The 18,388-nt window shown below is 53.9% G+C and carries 17 protein-coding genes; 9 read left to right on the top strand and 8 right to left on the bottom strand.

Annotated features, from left to right (window positions below):
- The first annotated feature begins 80 nt into the window (after positions 1-80).
- Positions 81-1,637 carry a tetratricopeptide repeat protein gene (locus tag NOU37_01055; protein MCQ4573827.1) on the top strand — a complete coding sequence of 519 codons (1,557 nt, stop codon included), beginning with the start codon at positions 81-83 and terminating at the stop codon, positions 1,635-1,637.
- A 161-nt stretch (positions 1,638-1,798) separates the two neighbouring features.
- On the opposite strand, the gene ileS is transcribed toward NOU37_01055, so the two are convergent.
- The 5 genes from ileS to arcC all read right to left on the bottom strand — a co-directional run bounded on the left by ileS (position 1,799) and on the right by arcC (position 8,597).
- Positions 1,799-4,888, bottom strand: coding sequence for an isoleucine--tRNA ligase (ileS, locus tag NOU37_01050; GenBank protein MCQ4573826.1), 3,090 nt, complete (start codon positions 4,886-4,888; stop codon positions 1,799-1,801).
- Positions 4,889-4,891: 3 nt separating this feature from the next.
- Positions 4,892-5,191 carry a DUF167 domain-containing protein gene (locus tag NOU37_01045; GenBank protein ID MCQ4573825.1) on the bottom strand — a complete coding sequence of 100 codons (300 nt, stop codon included), beginning with the start codon at positions 5,189-5,191 and terminating at the stop codon, positions 4,892-4,894.
- 14 nt (positions 5,192-5,205) lie between these two features.
- A complete protein-coding gene (locus NOU37_01040) occupies positions 5,206-5,952 on the bottom strand; it encodes a YggS family pyridoxal phosphate-dependent enzyme (GenBank protein ID MCQ4573824.1) in 747 nt (248 codons plus the stop codon).
- A gap of 266 nt (positions 5,953-6,218) precedes the next feature.
- Positions 6,219-7,556: a cyclic 2,3-diphosphoglycerate synthase gene (locus tag NOU37_01035; GenBank protein MCQ4573823.1), complete on the bottom strand. Its 1,338-nt coding sequence runs from the start codon at positions 7,554-7,556 to the stop codon at positions 6,219-6,221.
- A 90-nt stretch (positions 7,557-7,646) separates the two neighbouring features.
- Positions 7,647-8,597 carry a carbamate kinase gene (gene arcC, locus NOU37_01030; GenBank protein MCQ4573822.1) on the bottom strand — a complete coding sequence of 317 codons (951 nt, stop codon included), beginning with the start codon at positions 8,595-8,597 and terminating at the stop codon, positions 7,647-7,649.
- A 193-nt stretch (positions 8,598-8,790) separates the two neighbouring features.
- Between arcC and NOU37_01025 the strand changes: the two genes are divergently transcribed.
- Entirely contained in the window at positions 8,791-9,459 is a 669-nt protein-coding gene (locus tag NOU37_01025; GenBank protein MCQ4573821.1) for an SRPBCC family protein, read from the top strand.
- 177 nt (positions 9,460-9,636) lie between these two features.
- Here NOU37_01025 and NOU37_01020 read toward each other — a convergent pair whose 3' ends face one another.
- Positions 9,637-10,257, bottom strand: coding sequence for a MerR family transcriptional regulator (locus NOU37_01020; protein MCQ4573820.1), 621 nt, complete (start codon positions 10,255-10,257; stop codon positions 9,637-9,639).
- A 201-nt stretch (positions 10,258-10,458) separates the two neighbouring features.
- Between NOU37_01020 and NOU37_01015 the strand changes: the two genes are divergently transcribed.
- Positions 10,459-11,052, top strand: coding sequence for a hypothetical protein (locus tag NOU37_01015; protein MCQ4573819.1), 594 nt, complete (start codon positions 10,459-10,461; stop codon positions 11,050-11,052).
- A 15-nt stretch (positions 11,053-11,067) separates the two neighbouring features.
- On the opposite strand, the gene NOU37_01010 is transcribed toward NOU37_01015, so the two are convergent.
- Together NOU37_01010 and NOU37_01005 are read right to left on the bottom strand one after the other, a co-directional pair.
- Positions 11,068-11,550, bottom strand: a complete 483-nt coding sequence (locus tag NOU37_01010) for a hypothetical protein (GenBank protein ID MCQ4573818.1) — start codon at positions 11,548-11,550, stop codon at positions 11,068-11,070.
- 21 nt (positions 11,551-11,571) lie between these two features.
- Positions 11,572-12,465 (bottom strand): DUF4438 domain-containing protein, encoded by an 894-nt coding sequence (locus tag NOU37_01005; GenBank protein MCQ4573817.1) that lies wholly within the window; start codon positions 12,463-12,465, stop codon positions 11,572-11,574.
- Between the two features lie 229 nt (positions 12,466-12,694).
- On the opposite strand from NOU37_01005, the gene NOU37_01000 reads away from it, so the two are divergent.
- The 6 genes from NOU37_01000 (at position 12,695) to NOU37_00975 (ending at position 18,300) form a co-directional block, all read left to right on the top strand.
- Positions 12,695-13,327 carry a site-2 protease family protein gene (locus tag NOU37_01000; GenBank protein MCQ4573816.1) on the top strand — a complete coding sequence of 211 codons (633 nt, stop codon included), beginning with the start codon at positions 12,695-12,697 and terminating at the stop codon, positions 13,325-13,327.
- Entirely contained in the window at positions 13,324-14,091 is a 768-nt protein-coding gene (locus NOU37_00995) for a segregation/condensation protein A (protein ID MCQ4573815.1), read from the top strand. The genes NOU37_01000 and NOU37_00995 overlap by 4 nt, the downstream gene beginning before the upstream one ends.
- Positions 14,088-14,273 carry a Trm112 family protein gene (locus NOU37_00990; GenBank protein MCQ4573814.1) on the top strand — a complete coding sequence of 62 codons (186 nt, stop codon included), beginning with the start codon at positions 14,088-14,090 and terminating at the stop codon, positions 14,271-14,273. The genes NOU37_00995 and NOU37_00990 overlap by 4 nt, the downstream gene beginning before the upstream one ends.
- A 218-nt stretch (positions 14,274-14,491) precedes the next feature.
- Positions 14,492-16,213 carry a membrane protein insertase YidC gene (gene yidC, locus NOU37_00985; GenBank protein MCQ4573813.1) on the top strand — a complete coding sequence of 574 codons (1,722 nt, stop codon included), beginning with the start codon at positions 14,492-14,494 and terminating at the stop codon, positions 16,211-16,213.
- A gap of 184 nt (positions 16,214-16,397) precedes the next feature.
- Positions 16,398-17,846, top strand: a complete 1,449-nt coding sequence (gene mnmE / locus NOU37_00980; protein ID MCQ4573812.1) for a tRNA uridine-5-carboxymethylaminomethyl(34) synthesis GTPase MnmE — start codon at positions 16,398-16,400, stop codon at positions 17,844-17,846.
- The gene (locus tag NOU37_00975) at positions 17,809-18,300 is read left to right on the top strand and encodes a cytidine/deoxycytidylate deaminase family protein (protein MCQ4573811.1); all 492 of its coding nucleotides are present in this window, start codon (positions 17,809-17,811) and stop codon (positions 18,298-18,300) included. Before mnmE ends, NOU37_00975 begins: the two co-directional genes overlap by 38 nt.
- Positions 18,301-18,388: the final 88 nt, after the last annotated feature.

Genomic DNA, 18,388 nt, shown 5'->3' with positions numbered 1-18,388 from the left:
CTAACTTTTCGTTTGATTTCTGGTGATTATGGTATTATACTTCCCGGCAGGGTGGCGGTACACAACGTGTAATCTCCCTTATGAAAGTATACAAATATCCGGGTAGGACCGATTCAAATGGTCCCCCACCAAAAAATTCTCGTAGACTTCCTGCCCTTATTTCCTCCATCGCTCTTGTATTTCTCCTGCTCGCGGCGGTTGCGGTCCATGCAGAGACGTCGCCGGGCAATGACAGCGGCTCCCAGGCCCTGCGGCATTACGAGGCAGGTGTGTCTTTCCTGGAAGACGGCCAGCTTGACCCCGCGATAATCGAGTTCCGCGAGGCCATTATGCAGGAACCCGATAGTGAGTGGGCGTATTTTGGTCTCGGTTTCGCCTACGCGGAGAAGGGTCTCTACGAACAGGCCATAGAGCAATACAAAGAGGTCATCAGGCTGAACCCCGAACTGGCAGACGCATACGTTAACCTGGGCGCGGCCTACGGAGAGACGGGCCAGTATGACCTTGAGATAGAGCAGTACGAGGAGACGGTACTGCTTATACCCGACGATGCAACGCTGCGCTATAACCTCGGACTCGCCTACGACACGAAGGGCCTTCAGGACGAGGCGATTAAGGAATATAAGAAGGCCGTGGCCCTCAGGCCTGACAACGCGAATTACCGCTATAACCTCGGCCTGTCATACGCCGGCAAAGGGCTTTATGACCTGGCAATGGGACAGCTAAAGGCGGGTTTAAGGCTGTACCCCGACGACGCAGACGCGCGCCTCGCCCTTGGCAGTATATACGCCAGGAAAGGAAGACACGACCTGGCCATGGAGCAGTATCAGGAGGCGATCGAGCTAAGACCCGATTTCGTAGAGGCACACAACAGGATTGGTGAACAGTACGCCATAAGGGGCCAGTTTGAACAGGCCACAAAACAGTACGAACAGGCCATAACAATAAAACCGGCCGACCCGAAGGCCCATATCCTGCTCGCCGAACAGTACGCCATAAAGGGGCAGTATACTCAGGCCATAGAGAAATTAAAGGCGGGTATAGAATTTAACCCGGGGAACGCAGACGTACATTACGTCCTGGGCAAGATATATCTGTTAGACAACCAGTATGACCTGACGATAAAAGAGTACGAGGACGCCGTCAGAATCAAGCCTGATTTTAGGGGTTTTGCCGACGCGTACCTTCAGCTCGGCCTTCACTACTCAGAGAAGGCACAGTATGGCAAGGCCATAAAACTGCTGGAGACGGGCCTCAGGTTTAAGCCCGATGACGCGGGCGCATACTGCGTCCTCGGTATCTGTTACGGCGACCGGGGGCAGTACGACCGGGCGATAGCACAGTTTGAGAACGCCATAAGGTTCCGCCCCGATTATGAAGCCGCGTACTATTTCCTTGGCCTCTGTTACGGCCACAAGGGGGAGTACGACCTGGCGATAGAACAACTGGAAAAATCCGTGAAGCTAAAACCCGGCTACGTGGGCGCGCACTATTTCCTCGGACGCTATTACAACGAACAGGGCGACTACGACCACGCCAAAGAACACCTTCAGCTCGCACTGCGGATTAAACCCGGAATGACCAGCGCCCGGAAACTCCTTGACAACCTCGCCCGGGCGCAAATAAGTAGTAAATAAGTCACGCCTCGACGCACTACAAACATACACGCCCCATAAATAGGGCAGCTACAGGTAAAAACCACAACACAACCACAAACCGAAATTGTAGCTGCTCGATTTATCGAGCTAAAAGTAGGGGCACGTTGCAACGTGCCCCTACAGTACTTCTTGTCTGGCAGTTACATCGCCTCTACCACACCAACACACCTTGAGCAGAGGGTAGGGTGTTTTGCTTCCTGGCCAACGCTCGGCAAAAAATTCCAGCACCTCTCACATTTCTGGTTGGTACACTTCTCGGACCACGCGGTGACCTTTTCTGTGGCGGCCTGTTGTGCTCCAGTAGTGCCCTCCCGCGGACGCAGGTCGGATGGGATTTTTTCGATAATCTTATCCAGCGGAACGTCGTCCCAAGGTGGTATCTGTGAAAATGCGCCTTCGCGTTCCGGCTCTGCAAGTTCCGTTGGCGGGGGCACGGCAAATAATTTTACCTCGGATACAATAAAAAGCGTCGGAAGAAAATCCTCGTAGCTCTTTAACAGCTTATGGGTCTTATCGTCCGTGGTGTATAGGCTGACCGACGCCTCAAGCGAACTCCTGATGCGCTTCTTTGCGCGGTTACATTCTATCGAACGGTTGGCAATCTCCCTTATCCTCATAAGCGATTCCCAGCGCGCGTCAAGTTCCTTGTCCATCCATTCCTTCTTTGGTTCCGGCCAGGTCGTGAGGTGCACGCTGGTGGCCGGTTCGTCCCTGTTGGCCTCTTCTATAAACGACCAGACCTCTTCCGAGGTGTGTACCAGCATAGGCGCCGAGAGTTTTACCAGCGTGTGCAGTATATGGTGCATGGCGGTCTGTGCGGCGCGGCGTTCGGTTGATTTCCTGCCCGCGGTGTAGAGCCTGTCTTTCAGTATATCGAGATAGAAGGCGCTCATATCAACGGCGCAGAAGTTGTGTATCGAGTGGTGCACCTTGTGGAACTCCATATTTCTAAATGCCCGTGTCACGGACTCGACCAGCCCCTGTGTCCTGCTCAGCGCCCATCGGTCTATCTCCGGGAGTTCGGCATAGTCTACACTGTCGGTCCTTGGATCAAAGTCATCGAGATTGCCCAGCAGGTAGCGGAAGGTGTTTCTTATCCGCCTGTAGACGTCCGACATGCGGGCCATAAGCGCCACGGACGTATTTATGTCCTGCCTGTAGTCCTGGGACGAGGCCCAGAGCCGGATAATATCGGCCCCGAACCGTTCGAGGGCGTCTTCGACCGAGATGAAGTTGCCCAGCGATTTTGACATCTTTTCGCCCTTCTCGTCCACCACGAAGCCGTGGGTAACCACCGTCCGGAACGGTGCGGCGCCCCAGGCCCCTATGGAGGGGAGCAGTGAGAGCTGGAACCAACCGCGGTGCTGGTCGGTGCCTTCCAGATAGACGTCCGCCGGGAAGGCGAGTTCGCGGTTGCCGTGGAGTACGGCGTGGTGGCTGGAGCCTGACTCAAACCACACGTCGAATATGTCCATCTCCTTCTTAAAATTTTTACCGCCGCATTTCTCGCAGGTCACGTCCGGCGGCAGGAACTCCCTCGCATCGAGGAGGAACCAGCTGTCCGAACCCTTTTCACGAAAAATATCCCTGACGCGGTTGACCGTCTCCGGTGTCATCAGTATCTCTTCGCAGTCCTCGCAGTGAAACGCTGGTATGGGGACACCCCAGGCCCTCTGACGAGAGATGCACCAGTCGGGCCGCTGGTTAATCATACCGTGCATTCTTTCCATGCCCCAGGCGGGCACCCACCGGGTGTCTTCTACCGCCTTCAGCGCGCGGCCCCTCAGGTCATTATGGTCCAGCTTTATAAACCACTGCTTCGTCGCGCGGAATATTACCGGCTGCTTGCACCTCCAGCAGTGCGGGTACGAGTGTTGTAGCGATGTTTTGCTGACCAGCAGGCCCAGCTCCTCAAGCCTCTCGACTATGCGGGGATTCGCCTCGTATACCTCCTGGCCCTGTATGAAGTCCACCGCCTCGTCTGTGAACCTGCCTCTGCCATCCACGGGGCTGAAGATGGGCAGCTTGTATTTGAGTCCCGTCTGGTAGTCATCCTGCCCGTGACCGGGCGCGGTGTGGACGCAGCCCGTACCCTCTTTAAGACTGACGTAGTCCGCGGTGACTATCGCGCCCTCCACGTCCCTTATCGGGGAATTGTATTTCCTGCCCTCAAGTTCACTCCCGGTAGCCGTGTCAAGTGTTTGGTAGTCTGTTACGCCCAGCTTCTCCATGACCGGTTCCACGAGGCTCCGGGCCATGACGCTAACCACCTTTTTCCCATTAAGCGGATTCGTGTACCGCACGGCGGCGTAGTGCGAATCAGGGTGGACGGCGGCGGCTATGTTCGCGGGTATGGTCCAGGGGGTCGTGGTCCATATCAGTATGCCTACGTCCTCTCCGGACTCAACGCCCTTAAAGAGGTCGGCGACGCTGTCCGTGAGTCTTAAGTTTACAAAAATAGACGGGCTGGTCTTATCGGCATATTCCAGTTCCGCCTCGGCCAGCGCGGTCTCGCAGTGCGTGCACCAGTGGATCGGTTTCAGACTGCGGTAGACATACCCGCCCTCTACCAGTTTCCCGAACGTGTCGATAACCGCGGCTTCGTATTGGGCGTCTGTCGTCAGGTACGGGTTCTCCCAGTCTCCCGATACGCCGAGGGCCTTGAACTGTGCCCTTTGGAGGTTGACGTAGAGTTCGGCATAATGCCTGCAGAGCCTGCGTATCGTGGGCTTATCGGCTACGTGGGCCTCCGGAGCCCCGGCCTTTTCCTCCGGAACCAGTAAAGAGGCGAGCATCTTCTTTGTCTCTTTACTGAGCTGACCGGTCTTCGTGGACTCGTCCCTCGCCTTCTCAAGCAGCTTGTCCAGCTCCTTCGGGTCCCTGCCCTTTGTAAGCGACTGCATCACCCTGTGCTCTATGGGGAGCCCGTGACAGTCCCAGCCGGGGACAAAGGGGGAATCATAACCCCGCATAGTTTTGTACCTTACAATCAGGTCCTTCAGGGTCTTGTTAAGCCCGGTGCCTATATGGAGGTCGCCCGTGGGATACGGGGGGCCGTCGTGGACTATATACTTTTTCTTCTTATTACCCTTCCCGGCCCTGCGTATCTGTCCGTAGAGGTCCTCTTCGTCCCATTTCTTCCGTATCTCAGGCTCCCTGCGGACGAGGTCCGCCTTCATGGGAAACTTTGTGACGGGGAGGTTTAGAGTGGCTTTATAATCTTTGCCCATTTATCACTTCCGGTATAGAACTTCTAAAAAATCCTTTTCTGAACTTATACCCTGAACCAAGACCTTCTTGTCGCGGGACAACCCGCCGGAGACGATGCGGACGCTTGACCTCTGAACTCCGAGGACTTTTGCAAGCAGCTTTACCACCGCGTCGTTCGCCTTGCCTTTTTCAGGCGGCGCTGTCACCTGCAGCTTGAGCCTCCCGGCCCACTCGCCCACTATGCTATTTTTTTTTGCGCCGGGCTGCACCCTTACAGGGATGACAATACCTTCCGAAGTCTTTTTCAGCTCTATTGCAGGCATCGAAAAAATTTTTGCTAAATTCCCCTGAACACGGCGGAACCAATCCTTAAGAGGTTTGACCCCTCCTCCACCGCTATCTCAAAGTCCTGTGTCATGCCCATCGAGAGGTACTGCATCTTTATATTCTCTATACCAGTTCCTTCTATGTCTTCTGATAGCTGCCTGAGGCCACGGAAGATGCCCCTGCAGAGCTCCGTATCAACGTCGTCTATCTCCATAAGCGGGGTCATTGCCATGAGGCCAAGCACCTGAATGCCCCGCATGGGGCCGAGTTTTTCCATAAAAGCCGAAGTCTCCTCCGGCCTGAGCCCGTATTTCTGCGGCTCACCGCTGACGTTGACCTCTACCAGGATTTTTGTCCGCCTGCCCATGCCCCGCGAGACCTTGTCAATCTCCTCCGCCAGCGGCAGGTTCTCGACCGAGTGTATCAGCTCAAAAAATTTCAGGGCTTTTTTCACCTTGTTGCGTTGCAGGTGGCCGAACATGTGCCACCTGACGGGGAGGTCCGACAGGAGTTCTTGTTTTTGCTGCGTATCCTGTATGCGGTTCTCGCCCACGTCGCTGACACCCAGCTTATAGAGCAGCCTTACGACACTTGCATCAACGTACTTGGTTGAGAGTACAAGCTTTATGGACTCCGGGTCACGCCCTGAACAGGCGCACGCGGCGTCTATCCTTGAGCGAATTTCTTCCAGGTTGCGGCTCAGGGTCTCCCTTGCCTCTTCTTCCGACTTAACAGTGAGAAGTGGGTTCATCATCATTTACGTCCCTAATAAACCCGGACATAATCACTTCGTACAAACAATACGCGAATCCAGGCTTTGTGCTGCACTTCAGGACCTTCACTAATGCATCTATATAATATGACATAACGTCATCAGCATGCGTGTATATCCTCCTGTCGCCGCTCGAAAAACTACGGGGGAAGAAGACATAAAAAGCGGTAAAAGAGGGGTATTATACTGAAACAAACACATTTGAGAAATACTTTATTTCAGACAGGCAGTCACAGGCTTATGCCACAACCTTACAATCCGTGGCGGGCAAGAAACTCCTTCAGGACCTTTCTGAGGCCGGGGCGGCCGGGGCCCTTTATTTCCTCAAGCTTGTAGTCCACGCGGACGATAGGTTTGTTGCAGTCTATAATACGTGAGAGGTCGGTGGGGGTGGCGGATATGACGGCGTCGCACCTCACGCAGTCTATGACCCGGCGCAGTTCCTCAAGCTGTTTCGGCCCGTAGCCCATGGCGGGCAGGACCTTGGACAGATGCGGGTACTGCCGGAAAACTTTTTTGAGTGAACCTGTCAGGCAGGGCCGGGGGTCTACTATGCGGGAATTATACCTCTTCGCCGCGAACGTGCCGGCGCCGTAGGCCATCCCGCCGTGGGTGAGCGTGGGGCCGTCCTCCACCACAAGCACCTTCTTACGCTCCACGCACTCCGGGCAGTCTATGGTTATGGCAAGGCTCGCGTGGATAACCACGGCACCGGGGTTGCACTCACGGATGTTTTTTTCCACCTGTCTTACCCCGCTCTTTTTGGCGGTCTTTATCTTGTTAATAATAATCACGTCGGCGCTTCTCAGGTTTATCTCGCCGGGATAGTACGAGACCTCGTGTCCGGGACGGTGGGGGTCGACCAGCGTGATATATAAATCAGGACGGAAGAACGGGAAGTCGTTATTCCCCCCGTCCCAGATAATCACGTCGGCCTCACGCTCCGCGCGCCTGAGTATCTTGCCGTAGTCCACACCGGCATAGACCGTGAAACCCCTGTCTATCAGCGGTTCGTACTCCTCCCGTTCTTCGATGGTACAGTTATGGCGGTCCAGGTCATCGTAGTTCACAAAACGCTGGCAGGTCTGTTTCTCAAGGTCGCCGTATGGCATGGGGTGACGCACCACTACGGGACGCACGCCCATTTTTTTCAAGAGTCCCGCTATCTTTCTGGTAGTAGAGCTCTTGCCGCAGCCCGTGCGAACGGCGGTGACGGCGACCACGGGTTTTTTTGATTTGAGCATGGTCCCGGCAGGTCCAAGCAGCACGAAATCCGCGCCGGCCGCATTCACCAGCGCGTCTTTCTTCATAACCTCAGCGTACGGCAGGTCGCTGTAGGCAAGCACCACCTTGTTCACCTTATGCTTACGTATAAGCTCAACCAATCTTTCTTCGGGATAGATTGGGATTCCGCGCGGGTAGTGTTTACCCGCGAGGGAGGGGGGATACCTCCTGCGGCTTATTCCGGGTATCTGCGCGGCGGTAAAGGCGACCACCCGCGAGTTTTCCGGGTCTTTGCGGAAGCAAAGGTTAAAATTATGGAAATCCCTGCCCGCCGCGCCCATGATTATAACCCGGTCTTTTTTCATGATATGAAAACCCTTGCGAAGATTCCCAAAAACGTCGTTCTGATGCACTGAAGGTGCCGAAGAAGCTCTAAATTGATGCTGCTGTGCGTACTAACTGCCCTTTACTATCCTGGTGCCGGTGAGACCGTCCATGGCGGGCTTGAGAGTCCCGGCGGCGGTTATCAACACCTGATGGCCCGTTGCCTCTACGAATTCAAGGGCCGCGGAAATCTTTGGGGCCATACTACCCGCCGGGAATTCACCCCGCGCAAGATAGTCCCTGGCCTCGGCGGTGGTGATGCGCCGCAGGGGTTTTTCATCAGGACCACCAAAATTTACGCACACACTCTCCACACGGGTAAGGACGATTAACAGCTCCGCCCCCACCTCACGTGCCATCAGACCGGCCGTATAGTCCTTGTCAATTACCGCCTCTACGCCGCTAAGACGTTCGCCGTTTCTTCTCAGGACGGGTACGCCGCCCCCGCCTGCCGCGATAACGATGTGTCGCTTGTTAATAAGCGACCGGATTGTCTCGATTCCCAGTATCTCGACCGGTCTTGGTGAAGCTACAACACGGCGAAATCCCCTGTGGCTGTCTTCTACAATATCCCAGTGCCTTTCGCGCCTCAGTTCCCCGGCACGTTCTTCGTCGTAAAACGGTCCTACAGGTTTCGTGGGATGTTCGAACCTCTCCCTGTCGGGGTCAATGACCACCTGGGTCATAAGCGTGGTCACCTCTTTGTCAAGCCCGCGTTCCTTCAACCGGTTGCGCATCTCTATCTCAAGCATAAACCCCATCGTACCCTGCGTCGCGGCGACACAGACGTCAAGGGGCAGTTCCGGCACTTTTCCGCGCACCCCTTCCGCGCGCAGGAGCATGTTGCCCACCTGGGGGCCGTTGCCGTGCACTATAACAAGCTCATACCCCGTGCCTACGATGTCAAGCAGCGCGTCACATGTCTCACGGCAGTGCGTGAGCTGTTCCCGGATGGTTCCCCTCTCCCCCTGCTTAAGGATTGCGTTACCGCCGAAGGCAATGACCGCTTTTTTGATGGCCATGTGTCAGGCTCTCCTGAAACAAAACGGTATTCTACTGCCGCAATACCGTGCGCGCAACGGGAAAGGACACACACAAAATAACCTTAAGGGCGAGCCCGCTCTCCTGGACCTTGACACGGTGGCGAGAAAAGGGGTATTATCTTTTTTGACCGTGAGGGGGCGCAGGATTAACACTTGTAAAAGAGCCACAACCATGTCACTCAAGCAGTACTCGCCACGACCGCCCCGGCTCCTTATCTTTCTCCTCTGCATACTCTTACTTCCCTCTCAGGCGCGGGGCGCGGCGGATGATTCACATAAGAAGGGCCAGACCCAGGCGCAGGGCGCGGCGGATGATTCACCTAAGAGGGGCCAGCTGGTGATAATCAAAGAAAAAACCTCCGGCTCGTGGCCCATCAAGCTGAAGGTCTCTCTGTTTGTAGAGGTGCCCCAGAAGATCCTGTGGCGTGTGCTTACCGATTACAAAGGCTTGGACGAGTACGTGCCGCACCTGAAAAAGTGCACCATCGCAGACAGGAAGGGGGACAAGGTATTCCTGGAACAGACGTACAGATACTTCCCGCTGACAATGCACCTGGGGTTGGAGATAAAGGAGGAGCCCCCGAACCGGATTGTTTTTGACAGTTACTCCGGCAACATGAAGACGTACAAAGGATACTGGAAACTGGAGCCGGTACACTCCAAGAGTACCGTCTTTACCATGGAGGTGGAGGCGGAGCCCAACTTCCCCGTACCTCATACAATAATGGCCTGGGTTCTGGAAAGCGAACTTCCAAAGGGGTTGCTGGCAATGAGGGAAAGGGCACTTAAAATCAGCGGTCAGCCTGTGCCGACTTACCCTATAAAGGTACTCACACGGTAGGGATTTCAGGGGCCTTTTGCGTCGCGCTACAAGCTTAACGTTTTCTTCAGGGAATTCCCCCCCCCCTCCGCATATAAGCAAAAAAATTTAGTGCCGCAGCTTTAGAGGAGGGTACTCATGACTCTGAAAAGAGGAGAAAAACCGCCACGAGTTTTTGGGAAGCCACGGCACTAAACTCTAGCTTACCATATCTTTTGCCTGTTCCTGTATTCCCTTGCGCAAAGTCTCCTTCATTATTTCCAGGGCCTGTTCCTCAGTCTCTCCCATACACGTATGGTTCATTGCGAGACACCGTGCGAGAAAACCAGAACCCTCGGGGTCTGATTCCAACTGCACCTTGAATTGAACACCACTTACATCAATCAGCTTTTCCTTCCTGACAATAAACTTCTGCACCTGGCCGTTTAATTCCTTCACTAAATCGCCAAGGGCAATGCTAAAGATCAGCTGGCCGCCTTTCAGGGCATCGACTATCTTCTCTTTGTCCCTTGTAAGGACAAAGATGGCGTCGCCGTCGGTAATAAACCGCAACTCTGCGAGCGGGTTTTTTACCTCCGGGGCATGGGCCCTGAGAAACTCTAAACTCTTCCTGATCTTCTGCAAACTGACCCCTCCATCCAACAGGGTCTTTGCCACGCGCATCTGCACCAGGTCGAGAAAGGAGTACAACCTGCTGCTCCCGTGGCCCGTCGCCTGCCTTATTGAAGGCTTAATAAAACTGGTTTCGTCCCAATACTGAACCTGCCTCGGCGTTATGCCGATTACACTACATACCGCTTTTGTGTTAAAGTTAGCCATCTCCCCACCCACCTAAAGTTGAACAAGTGAACCATTTAGTGTTTTTTAAAAACAAACTTGTTTAAAGTTTAACATGTAACATCAATTTGTCAAGGTGAAATATTTTGTTTTTTCCATTCGCCTTCTTTAATATATATTGACGCCCGATAGGCGCTGGTGTTATATTGCCCGAAAATAGCCCCCTTTGGAGAAGAAGAGACCATGTTATGCAGAGTAACGACGTTTTTTGCTATAGCCTTTGTGTGCCTGGTCTTATGTACCCGGGCCGAGGCAATGCTGGTTCATCTGACACCGGCTCAGATTAAGGAGGCCATCGAGTACGGCAAGGCGGGTAAGACAACGCCTATGTTAGACTTTTCGAAGGAATGGACCGTCAGTCTGGGCGAGAAAGTGGGCTGGGCAACCCTTTACGATGAATTTCACAACCTTGCCTACAAGGCCCGTAAGGCCGCCCTTGAGAACAGGGAACTAAGTCCACAAGAGATAAAAAAGGCCCTCTCAAAATCTGATTTTCTGATGTTTTCCGTTACGGTACTGACAGACTCGATGTATTATAATTATTATAGGCCGTCGACGCTGCGCTTTGGAGACCGCGTTGTGGCCGCTTCCTATGAGTTTCAGCCGAACATGTGTGAAGACAGCGTTTACTTCCCCGAAAGCCCCTATTACGTAGCGGCGTGCGTCTACCAGTTTCCGGTTGAGGGCCTTGACCCAAACTCGGAGGTAACGCTCTCGGTGGTTAAGCCTGAAGGGGACGAGATCCAGTTCAACTTTGACCTGTCCAAGTTGAGGTAAGCTGGGGGTGATGTTTTAGTTAGAACCTGCGCCCGTCTTCGCTTCCCGCTCCTTTTTCACCGCCTCTATACACTCGTTGACGAACATGCCAACATTAGTGTTGTGCATCAAGCAGGCAAACCCGATGTCTTCCGTACCAAAGGCAGGACAGTCGAAACATCCCTTGCCGAAATGCTTTACAAAAACACTCTTGGCCGCGGGATAGTTGTCCGTAACCTCTGTGGTCTTCATTTTCTTGTGGATCTTAATCTCTCCGGTGTCCGTCTGTGTCTCTTCGGAGGTGTGAGAGCAGCCGGAGACCTCTTCCCTCAGGTCTGCAAGCAGTTTTTCCATGTCGGCACCCTGCTGCCCACAGGCCTTCTCTACGGTCAAATCGTCAAGAGAGCCACCCTGGACGCGAGCCATCAGTGTGAAAAAACCGTTTCGTTTGAATACTATCGTAGCCCTCGGCTGTTCCCTCACTAAATCCGCCACCTTGGTATCCTTGGTTATCTCCATCAGCTAAGTAAACCCTCCCTGTTACTTTTTCCTTCCCTTTTGTGGCCTGAAACAACCTAAATTCATATACCTGGCTATGTTCGCCGTTGTATCCTTTTCCGGCTTAATCCTCCCCTTTGACGAGGTGAAGAGCGTGGTGACACCCGGACCGTGTCCGGCAGTTACACTGTTGGTGTGGACGACAACGCCCACCGTGACTGCGCCCTTACGGAATATCCTGCCAAAAGAGTGATCCGCATCCATTATGGCCACCAGGTCACCCAGGTTAAGCTTTCTCAGATTATATTCTTTCACCGTCGTTTCGTCAAAGAGTTGTATGTCATAATCGCCGCGGTAGCTGTGGTGTGAACCCAGGCCTGAGCCCATAATTCCGGCGGGTACCTGATGTGTAACGGGAATAAGAAGCGTGCCTTTCTCTACCTTTATGGGTATGGCGTTCAGGGCTTCCGGGGTGAGGTTCATTATCTTTACCTCCGGATAGTCCAGGAACTTAAGCCCAACCCCTTGCCCCCTTACCATTATCTTGTCTCCAATGGCAAGCTTCTCAAGGACGTCGTCGGCAAAGTCCATAAGCACGTGCTCTATACCCCCGTGCTTGCCCGTGACGACTCCCTCGCCGCCCTTGGCGTCGCCGGAAGAGACCCAGGCACGGTTACCCACACACGCAAGGAGGTTCAGCGCCGCGTTTGCCTCCTTGTTGGTGTTCTTGACAGACACCCCCGGCTCAACGTGGTCAGCCGCCCAGTTGACCGCGGTGTCGCCCACCTTCACGTTGTACGTAATCCCCCCGACACCCGGCAAGACGACGGGTTGCCCCTCTGCACTCACGGTGTACGGGGAGGAATCCGATACGGGGCTGGCAACCTCACCAAACACAGAGATACTGACTAACTCCTCGACATTTGTTCTAAGCATTTGTCACCAAGTGCTGAACACTCACATAAAAGTACAAATCAGCGCGGCATTTTAGCAAAACCCTTCCCGCTTGGCAAGATATAACCCCACTATACAATTTAATCAACCCGGGTCAGACTCACGAGGGTGTGTGCCTTTGCGTGTCAGGTTATTCATTACCGGCAAATCCGCGATAAATCCTTTTCTTGACCTTGACACGGTTATACACAGATGCTAGAATCCGGACTACATGTTCGGAGACCCGTATTTTATACTTGTCCTTCTGCCGGTGATACTTATAGCCATTACGGTGCACGAATTCTCCCACGCCTACGCCGCCGACAAACTGGGCGACGCTACGGCAAGGTTGGAAGGCCGTCTGACGCTAAACCCCATCGCCCACCTTGACCCCATCGGCACGCTCTGCCTCTTTATAGCACATTTTGGGTGGGGTAAGCCCGTGCCCGTAAACTCGCGCAACTTCAGACATCCGCTCAGGGACGATATGATTGTCTCCGCATGCGGACCGATGTCCAACTTGATAACCGCCCTGGTAATAGGCATTATACTGCAGGTATCCGTAGAAAACTCCCTTATACCCGCCCGCAGTTACCTGTTCGACTTTCTGCGCATGGGGCTTATAATAAACCTTTCACTATGCTTTTTTAATCTGCTGCCACTTTATCCCCTGGACGGTTCTCACATACTGAGGGGCCTCCTGCCCAGGAATCTTATACCCCAGTACGAACATATAAGCGGCTACAGCCCCTTCATACTACTGGGCCTCATCGCCCTTGGCCCGATATTCCATGTGCCGGTCTTCCGCAGCGTTCTCGGCACGCCGATATTCTTTTTTGCGAGGCTTTTCACCAGCATATTATGAACACAACCGAATATAAGGTAGAACTTGACAACTACAACGGCCCCATAGACCTGCTCCTGTATCTTATAAAGAGGGAGGAGGTGGACATATACGACATCCCCATAGCCAAGGTAACAGACCAGTACATGGCCCATATGGAGCTGTTGAAGGCGCTCGAGCCCGCAGTAGTGGGAGATTTCATGGTCATGGCCGCGACCCTGATGCAAATAAAGTCCCAGATACTTCTCCCCCAAACCACTGAAGAGAAAGAGGATGACCCGAGATGGGAACTGGTAAGGCAGTTGCTGGAATACAAGAAATTCAAGGAGGCGGCGTCTGCCCTCGATGGCATGAGAGAGGCCAGGGCAATGAAGACGGCGAGGGCGCACAAGACGAGAATCGGCCCCGCCCCCGAGGAAGAAGGAGAGCACCTGAACCTGGAGGATATGGGCCCGTGGGAACTGCTGGGCTTCTTCAAACGACTTATGAGGGAGACCCTGCAGGACGTCCCAACCACCATTACCATCGAGGAGACCCCGATAGAGGAGTTCATGGGGGTAATCCTCGAAAGGCTCGGCGTCGTGGAATCGTTCGGTTTCCTGGACCTGTTCCCCCGAATTAAAGACCGGCTTGAGGTCATCGGAGCCTTTCTGGCCATATTGGAACTGATGCGCCTGATGAAGATACGCGTCCAGCAGACGCACGACGCATCCGACATACATATAACCAGAGGACAACGTTTTGCCGCGCCGGATCACGAACTGTACATGGAGCTAAAGGCGTGATTGATAAGGAACTACTGGAAATCCTCGCCTGTCCCGTTTGCAAGACAGACGTACGGCTGGAGCAAGAAAAGCTGGTCTGCACGAAGTGCGGCAGACGCTACCCGATTAAGGACGACATCCCTGTAATGTTGGTGGAAGAGGCGGAGCCACCGGAAGAAGGTCAAAAGGAAAAGACCCGGTAACAGTGCCATTCTCCACCCGCCACATCATCCCGGTAGCGCAGTCTTCCCTTGTTTCAGAACGCCGCAGGATGTATAATTACGGCTTTGACCAGACCGGAGAAAACCTGACAGTATAAGTACGTTAACATTTTCAATTGGAAAACGAACAACCTGGGACCCCTGCTTGCACTCTGCCAACAACCATATTGCTTGCTGTACCTGGGAGTCTAAAATAGAAAATGGATAGACAAACTCTTCTTGCACTTCTCCTTGGCTCGGCGATGATACTCGCGTACTACATGTTTTTCTTGCCCTGGATGTTCCCGCCCGACAAGAGACATCACGGGCCAAAGACGACCAAGGCCCCGAGCCACAAGGCGGCCAGAGCCCCGAGCCGCAAGGCGGCCAGGGCCCCAGAACGCGAGACGGAGAAGTTCACGCCGCGCCCGGTAGAGCAGACGAGGGAAAGCGCTCTCCAGGCACTGCCCCAAACGGGGATAGAGCCTGTGGATAATATAGTGCTCGAAAACGACGACCTTAAAACAGTCTGGTCCAACAGGGGCGCATCACTAACGAACGTGACGCTGAAAAAATACAAGGATTACGCGGGAAAGGACTTGCGCCTGATTCTCTCATCAAACACATTTCCACGCACCATGACAATAGCCTCGATACAGGGCACGTACGACCTCTCGAACCGCCTCTACCGGGTAAAAGAGGCCACCCCGGAGCAAATAAGCTTCCAGACCACGCTGGAAAACGGAATCACGCTTACTAAAAACATCTCCCTGCACAAGAGGTCGAGATATCTCGTCAACGTACAAATTTTGATAGAAAACACTACCACCGATAAAGAGATACCGCTGGAATATTCTCTCGTTTCCGCCAGTCAGATATGCCCGGAAGGAGTACCGGATTACGATATGGCCTCTGTTGTGGGCGTATTGTTGGGCACGAAAACCAAGCTCATACAGAAGACCATGGGCAAACTGAAAAAATCACCTGAGACAAACGAATCCCACGGCATAGCCTGGGCCGGTGCAGTCAACAAGTACTTTGCCTGTGTCCTGAAATCCACGACTGACGACATAATATATTCGGTAAATTCCACATATACCCCAGGGAGAAAAGCCAAAAGCAGTGGAAACATCACCGTTAGTATAGACACGGGCCGCTTCTCTCTGCCGCCCGGGGGCATAGAGAAAGATGAATACTACCTCTTCGTAGGCCCGAAGAAGGAAGAAATTTTAAAAGAATATGGTCTTGTCTCACTCCTGAACTTCGGCGTGTTCACCCCCCTGAGCAAGGGCCTGCTCTACATCCTTAATACATTCTACAACATTGTGCCCAACTACGGCGTGGGCATAATAATAATGACTGTTCTTGTCAAAGCCCTCTTGTTCCCGCTCACAAGAAAGAGCCAGATGTCAATGATTAAGATGCAGAAGCTGCAGCCTCAACTCAAAGAGCTTCAGGCAAAATACAAGAGCAACAAACAAAAGATGGGTCAGGAGCAGATGGCGCTGTTCCAGAAGCACGGGGTAAGTCCCATGAGTGGCTGCCTGCCCATAGTACTCCAGCTCCCCATATTCTACGCCCTCTTCCGCACTCTTCAGCTATCGTTCGAGATGAGACAGGCACCGTTTGCCTTCTGGATACACGACCTCGCCAGACCCGACATGCTGTACACGCTGACGTCACCCCTGCCATTCCTGGGCAACCATATAAACGCGCTGCCCATAATAATGGCCGCGGCAAGCATAGTGCAGATGAGGCTGATGCCCACAAACCCCGACCCGAAGGCACAACAGCAACAAAAACTCATGAAGTACATGCCCTTGATGTTCGCCTTTATCCTGTATAATATGCCCGCAGGGCTTCTACTTTACTGGACAACCAGCACCGTCCTCAGCATCGGAGAACAGCTACTCATACGAAGGATGGTGGCAAACGCAAAGTAAAATGAGAACCCCTCAAAAACCCGCAAGCACTTTATGCCATCTGAACAAAGCGAAGATTCCAGTATTCCAGAGATTCTTCGGTCGTTTCACTTAACGCCCGAGGCGGACTCGCTACGCCCCAGGCGGATTGGGCAAGCCCTCAGAATGACAACTGAGCATGGTCTTGTAAAGGTCTCAAGATATTTTGGATGAACTAAGCGACACCGTCCTGGCAGTATCTACACCCTGGGGCAGTTCCCCGCGGGCCATAATAAGAATGAGCGGTCCCAACGCCCTCTCCTGCGCAATGAAGATATTTGCGGAAGAAGAGCCCTTCCACACCGGCACACCTGGCACGTACCACTCACTCAGGGGCCGTATAGAACTCGAAGACCGGACTGCCGCACCGGCCGTCCTATATATAATGAAGGCCCCTCGCTCCTATACCAGAGAAGACGTGGTAGAAATACACACCTTCGGGAGCATACCCCTGGTAGAGATGCTGACGGAAAAGCTCCTGCGAGACGCCCACAGCGCCGGGAGGGAACTGCGGCTCGCAGAACCGGGCGAATTTACAAAGAGGGCCTTCATGAACGGACGCATAGACATAGTGCAGGCCGAGGCCGTACTGCAGATCATACGCTCCCGCACAGACGCCGAACTCAAACTGGCCGCCGTTCAACTCGGCGGAGCGTTCTCGCAGGGGTTGAGGAGAACGCACGAACGCATCGCCAACCAGCTCTCTCTACTGGAGGCTTCCATCGACTTTTCAGACCAACAAGACGATATAGACGTTCACCTGATATCGGCGCGAGACACCACCGACGAACTTGAGGCCGTCAGGGAAATCCTGCTCGAGCAAATACGCAGACCGGATAACGGCCAGTTTCACCGGGGCGGCGTACGGACCGTGTTCTTCGGCCCCCCAAACGCCGGCAAGTCAAGCCTCTTCAACATGCTGCTCGGATGGCCCAGGGCCATTACCAGCCACAAGAGCGGCACCACCAGAGACGCCTTGGAGGCCGAGCTGATCGTTGACGGCATCACCTTCCGCCTGCTGGACACCGCGGGACTGGGACGGATAGAGACACCGGGAAACAATAAACCCGCGCTGGAAACGCTTACAACAGACATGACTACCAGGACTATTGGCACGTCGTCTCTCTTTGTCTGTGTGCTTGACGGTTCCAGGCCGCTGGAGAAATCTTACGCGGAGTTCCCGCAACAACTCCCCCTTCACCAGCGTCCAAACGGCGCCAACTGCCTGCTTGTCATAAACAAGACCGACCTTCCACCAAAATTTTCCGTTGAAGACCTGCCCCTGCCGTGGCAAGATTTTACTATAATCTGTACCTCTGCGGTGACAGGAAGCGGGATTGACGTACTCAAGAAAAAGATGGCCGGGAAAATAACCGGCGGGGGCATAGATTGCTCTGCCTCCCCGGCGGTATTAAACGCTCGCCAAAGGATACTGGTCGAAAAGTGCATAGAATCCCTGGAACAGGCATCCCGGTCTGTAAAAGAAGGCGCGCCGGCAGAGCTCGTCGCCCTCGACGTCAGAGAGGCCTCAGACCATCTGGGAGAATTGTTGGGGAAAATAACCACAGAGGACATACTTGAAAAAATCTTCTCACAATTCTGCATCGGCAAGTAGAGACACCCGGCCGAGCTGGGACGAATATTTCCTCAAGATCACCAGCGAGGTGGCCCAGAGGTCTACCTGTCTCCGCCGCCAGGTGGGGGCCACACTCGTACTCGACAAACACATACTCGCCACCGGCTACAACGGCGCGCCAAAGGGGCTGGTGCACTGCACAGAGATTGGATGTCTCCGGGACAAACTCGGTATACCTTCCGGGGAGAGGCAGGAACTCTGCCGGGGGCTCCACGCAGAGATGAACGCGCTGCTTCAGGCCGCCAACCTCGGCATATCCATGGAGGGCGCAACATTATACACAACCAGCCACCCGTGCGTCCTGTGCGCAAAGATGCTCATAAACTGCGGCGTCAGGCGCATAGTCGCGCTCTCAGACTACCCTGACTGGCTGGCGAAGGAGATGCTCCAAGAGGCCGGCATCAAGGTAGAAATCGTAGAAGACAACCAATAACCCCCCTTACCCCCGAGACACCACTGCAGTACGTCTCTTAAAGTATCACTCTCTAACCCACTAACAAAAACCACGCAGAAAGTTTCCA

This window comes from Candidatus Bathyanammoxibius amoris (assembly GCA_024451685.1).
GTDB lineage: Bacteria > Planctomycetota > Brocadiia > Brocadiales > Bathyanammoxibiaceae > Bathyanammoxibius > Bathyanammoxibius amoris.
Note: the sequence above shows the minus strand (reverse complement) of the source record. Positions and strands in the feature narration are given on the sequence as shown.

What these genes read in the sequence shown, in the direction of transcription:
- NOU37_00995 (MCQ4573815.1), top strand. Translation starts at nt 13,324, where the DNA reads ATGAACACAACCGAATATAAGGTAGAACTTGACAACTACAACGGCCCC.
- NOU37_01005 (MCQ4573817.1), bottom strand. Translation starts at nt 12,465, where the DNA reads ATGCTTAGAACAAATGTCGAGGAGTTAGTCAGTATCTCTGTGTTTGGT.
- NOU37_01010 (MCQ4573818.1), bottom strand. Translation starts at nt 11,550, where the DNA reads ATGGAGATAACCAAGGATACCAAGGTGGCGGATTTAGTGAGGGAACAG.
- arcC (MCQ4573822.1), bottom strand. Translation starts at nt 8,597, where the DNA reads ATGGCCATCAAAAAAGCGGTCATTGCCTTCGGCGGTAACGCAATCCTT.
- NOU37_01020 (MCQ4573820.1), bottom strand. Translation starts at nt 10,257, where the DNA reads ATGGCTAACTTTAACACAAAAGCGGTATGTAGTGTAATCGGCATAACG.
- ileS (MCQ4573826.1), bottom strand. Translation starts at nt 4,888, where the DNA reads ATGGGCAAAGATTATAAAGCCACTCTAAACCTCCCCGTCACAAAGTTT.
- NOU37_01040 (MCQ4573824.1), bottom strand. Translation starts at nt 5,952, where the DNA reads ATGATGATGAACCCACTTCTCACTGTTAAGTCGGAAGAAGAGGCAAGG.
- NOU37_01000 (MCQ4573816.1), top strand. Translation starts at nt 12,695, where the DNA reads ATGTTCGGAGACCCGTATTTTATACTTGTCCTTCTGCCGGTGATACTT.
- NOU37_01055 (MCQ4573827.1), top strand. Translation starts at nt 81, where the DNA reads ATGAAAGTATACAAATATCCGGGTAGGACCGATTCAAATGGTCCCCCA.
- NOU37_01025 (MCQ4573821.1), top strand. Translation starts at nt 8,791, where the DNA reads ATGTCACTCAAGCAGTACTCGCCACGACCGCCCCGGCTCCTTATCTTT.
- NOU37_01045 (MCQ4573825.1), bottom strand. Translation starts at nt 5,191, where the DNA reads ATGCCTGCAATAGAGCTGAAAAAGACTTCGGAAGGTATTGTCATCCCT.
- yidC (MCQ4573813.1), top strand. Translation starts at nt 14,492, where the DNA reads ATGGATAGACAAACTCTTCTTGCACTTCTCCTTGGCTCGGCGATGATA.
- NOU37_01035 (MCQ4573823.1), bottom strand. Translation starts at nt 7,556, where the DNA reads ATGAAAAAAGACCGGGTTATAATCATGGGCGCGGCGGGCAGGGATTTC.
- NOU37_01015 (MCQ4573819.1), top strand. Translation starts at nt 10,459, where the DNA reads ATGTTATGCAGAGTAACGACGTTTTTTGCTATAGCCTTTGTGTGCCTG.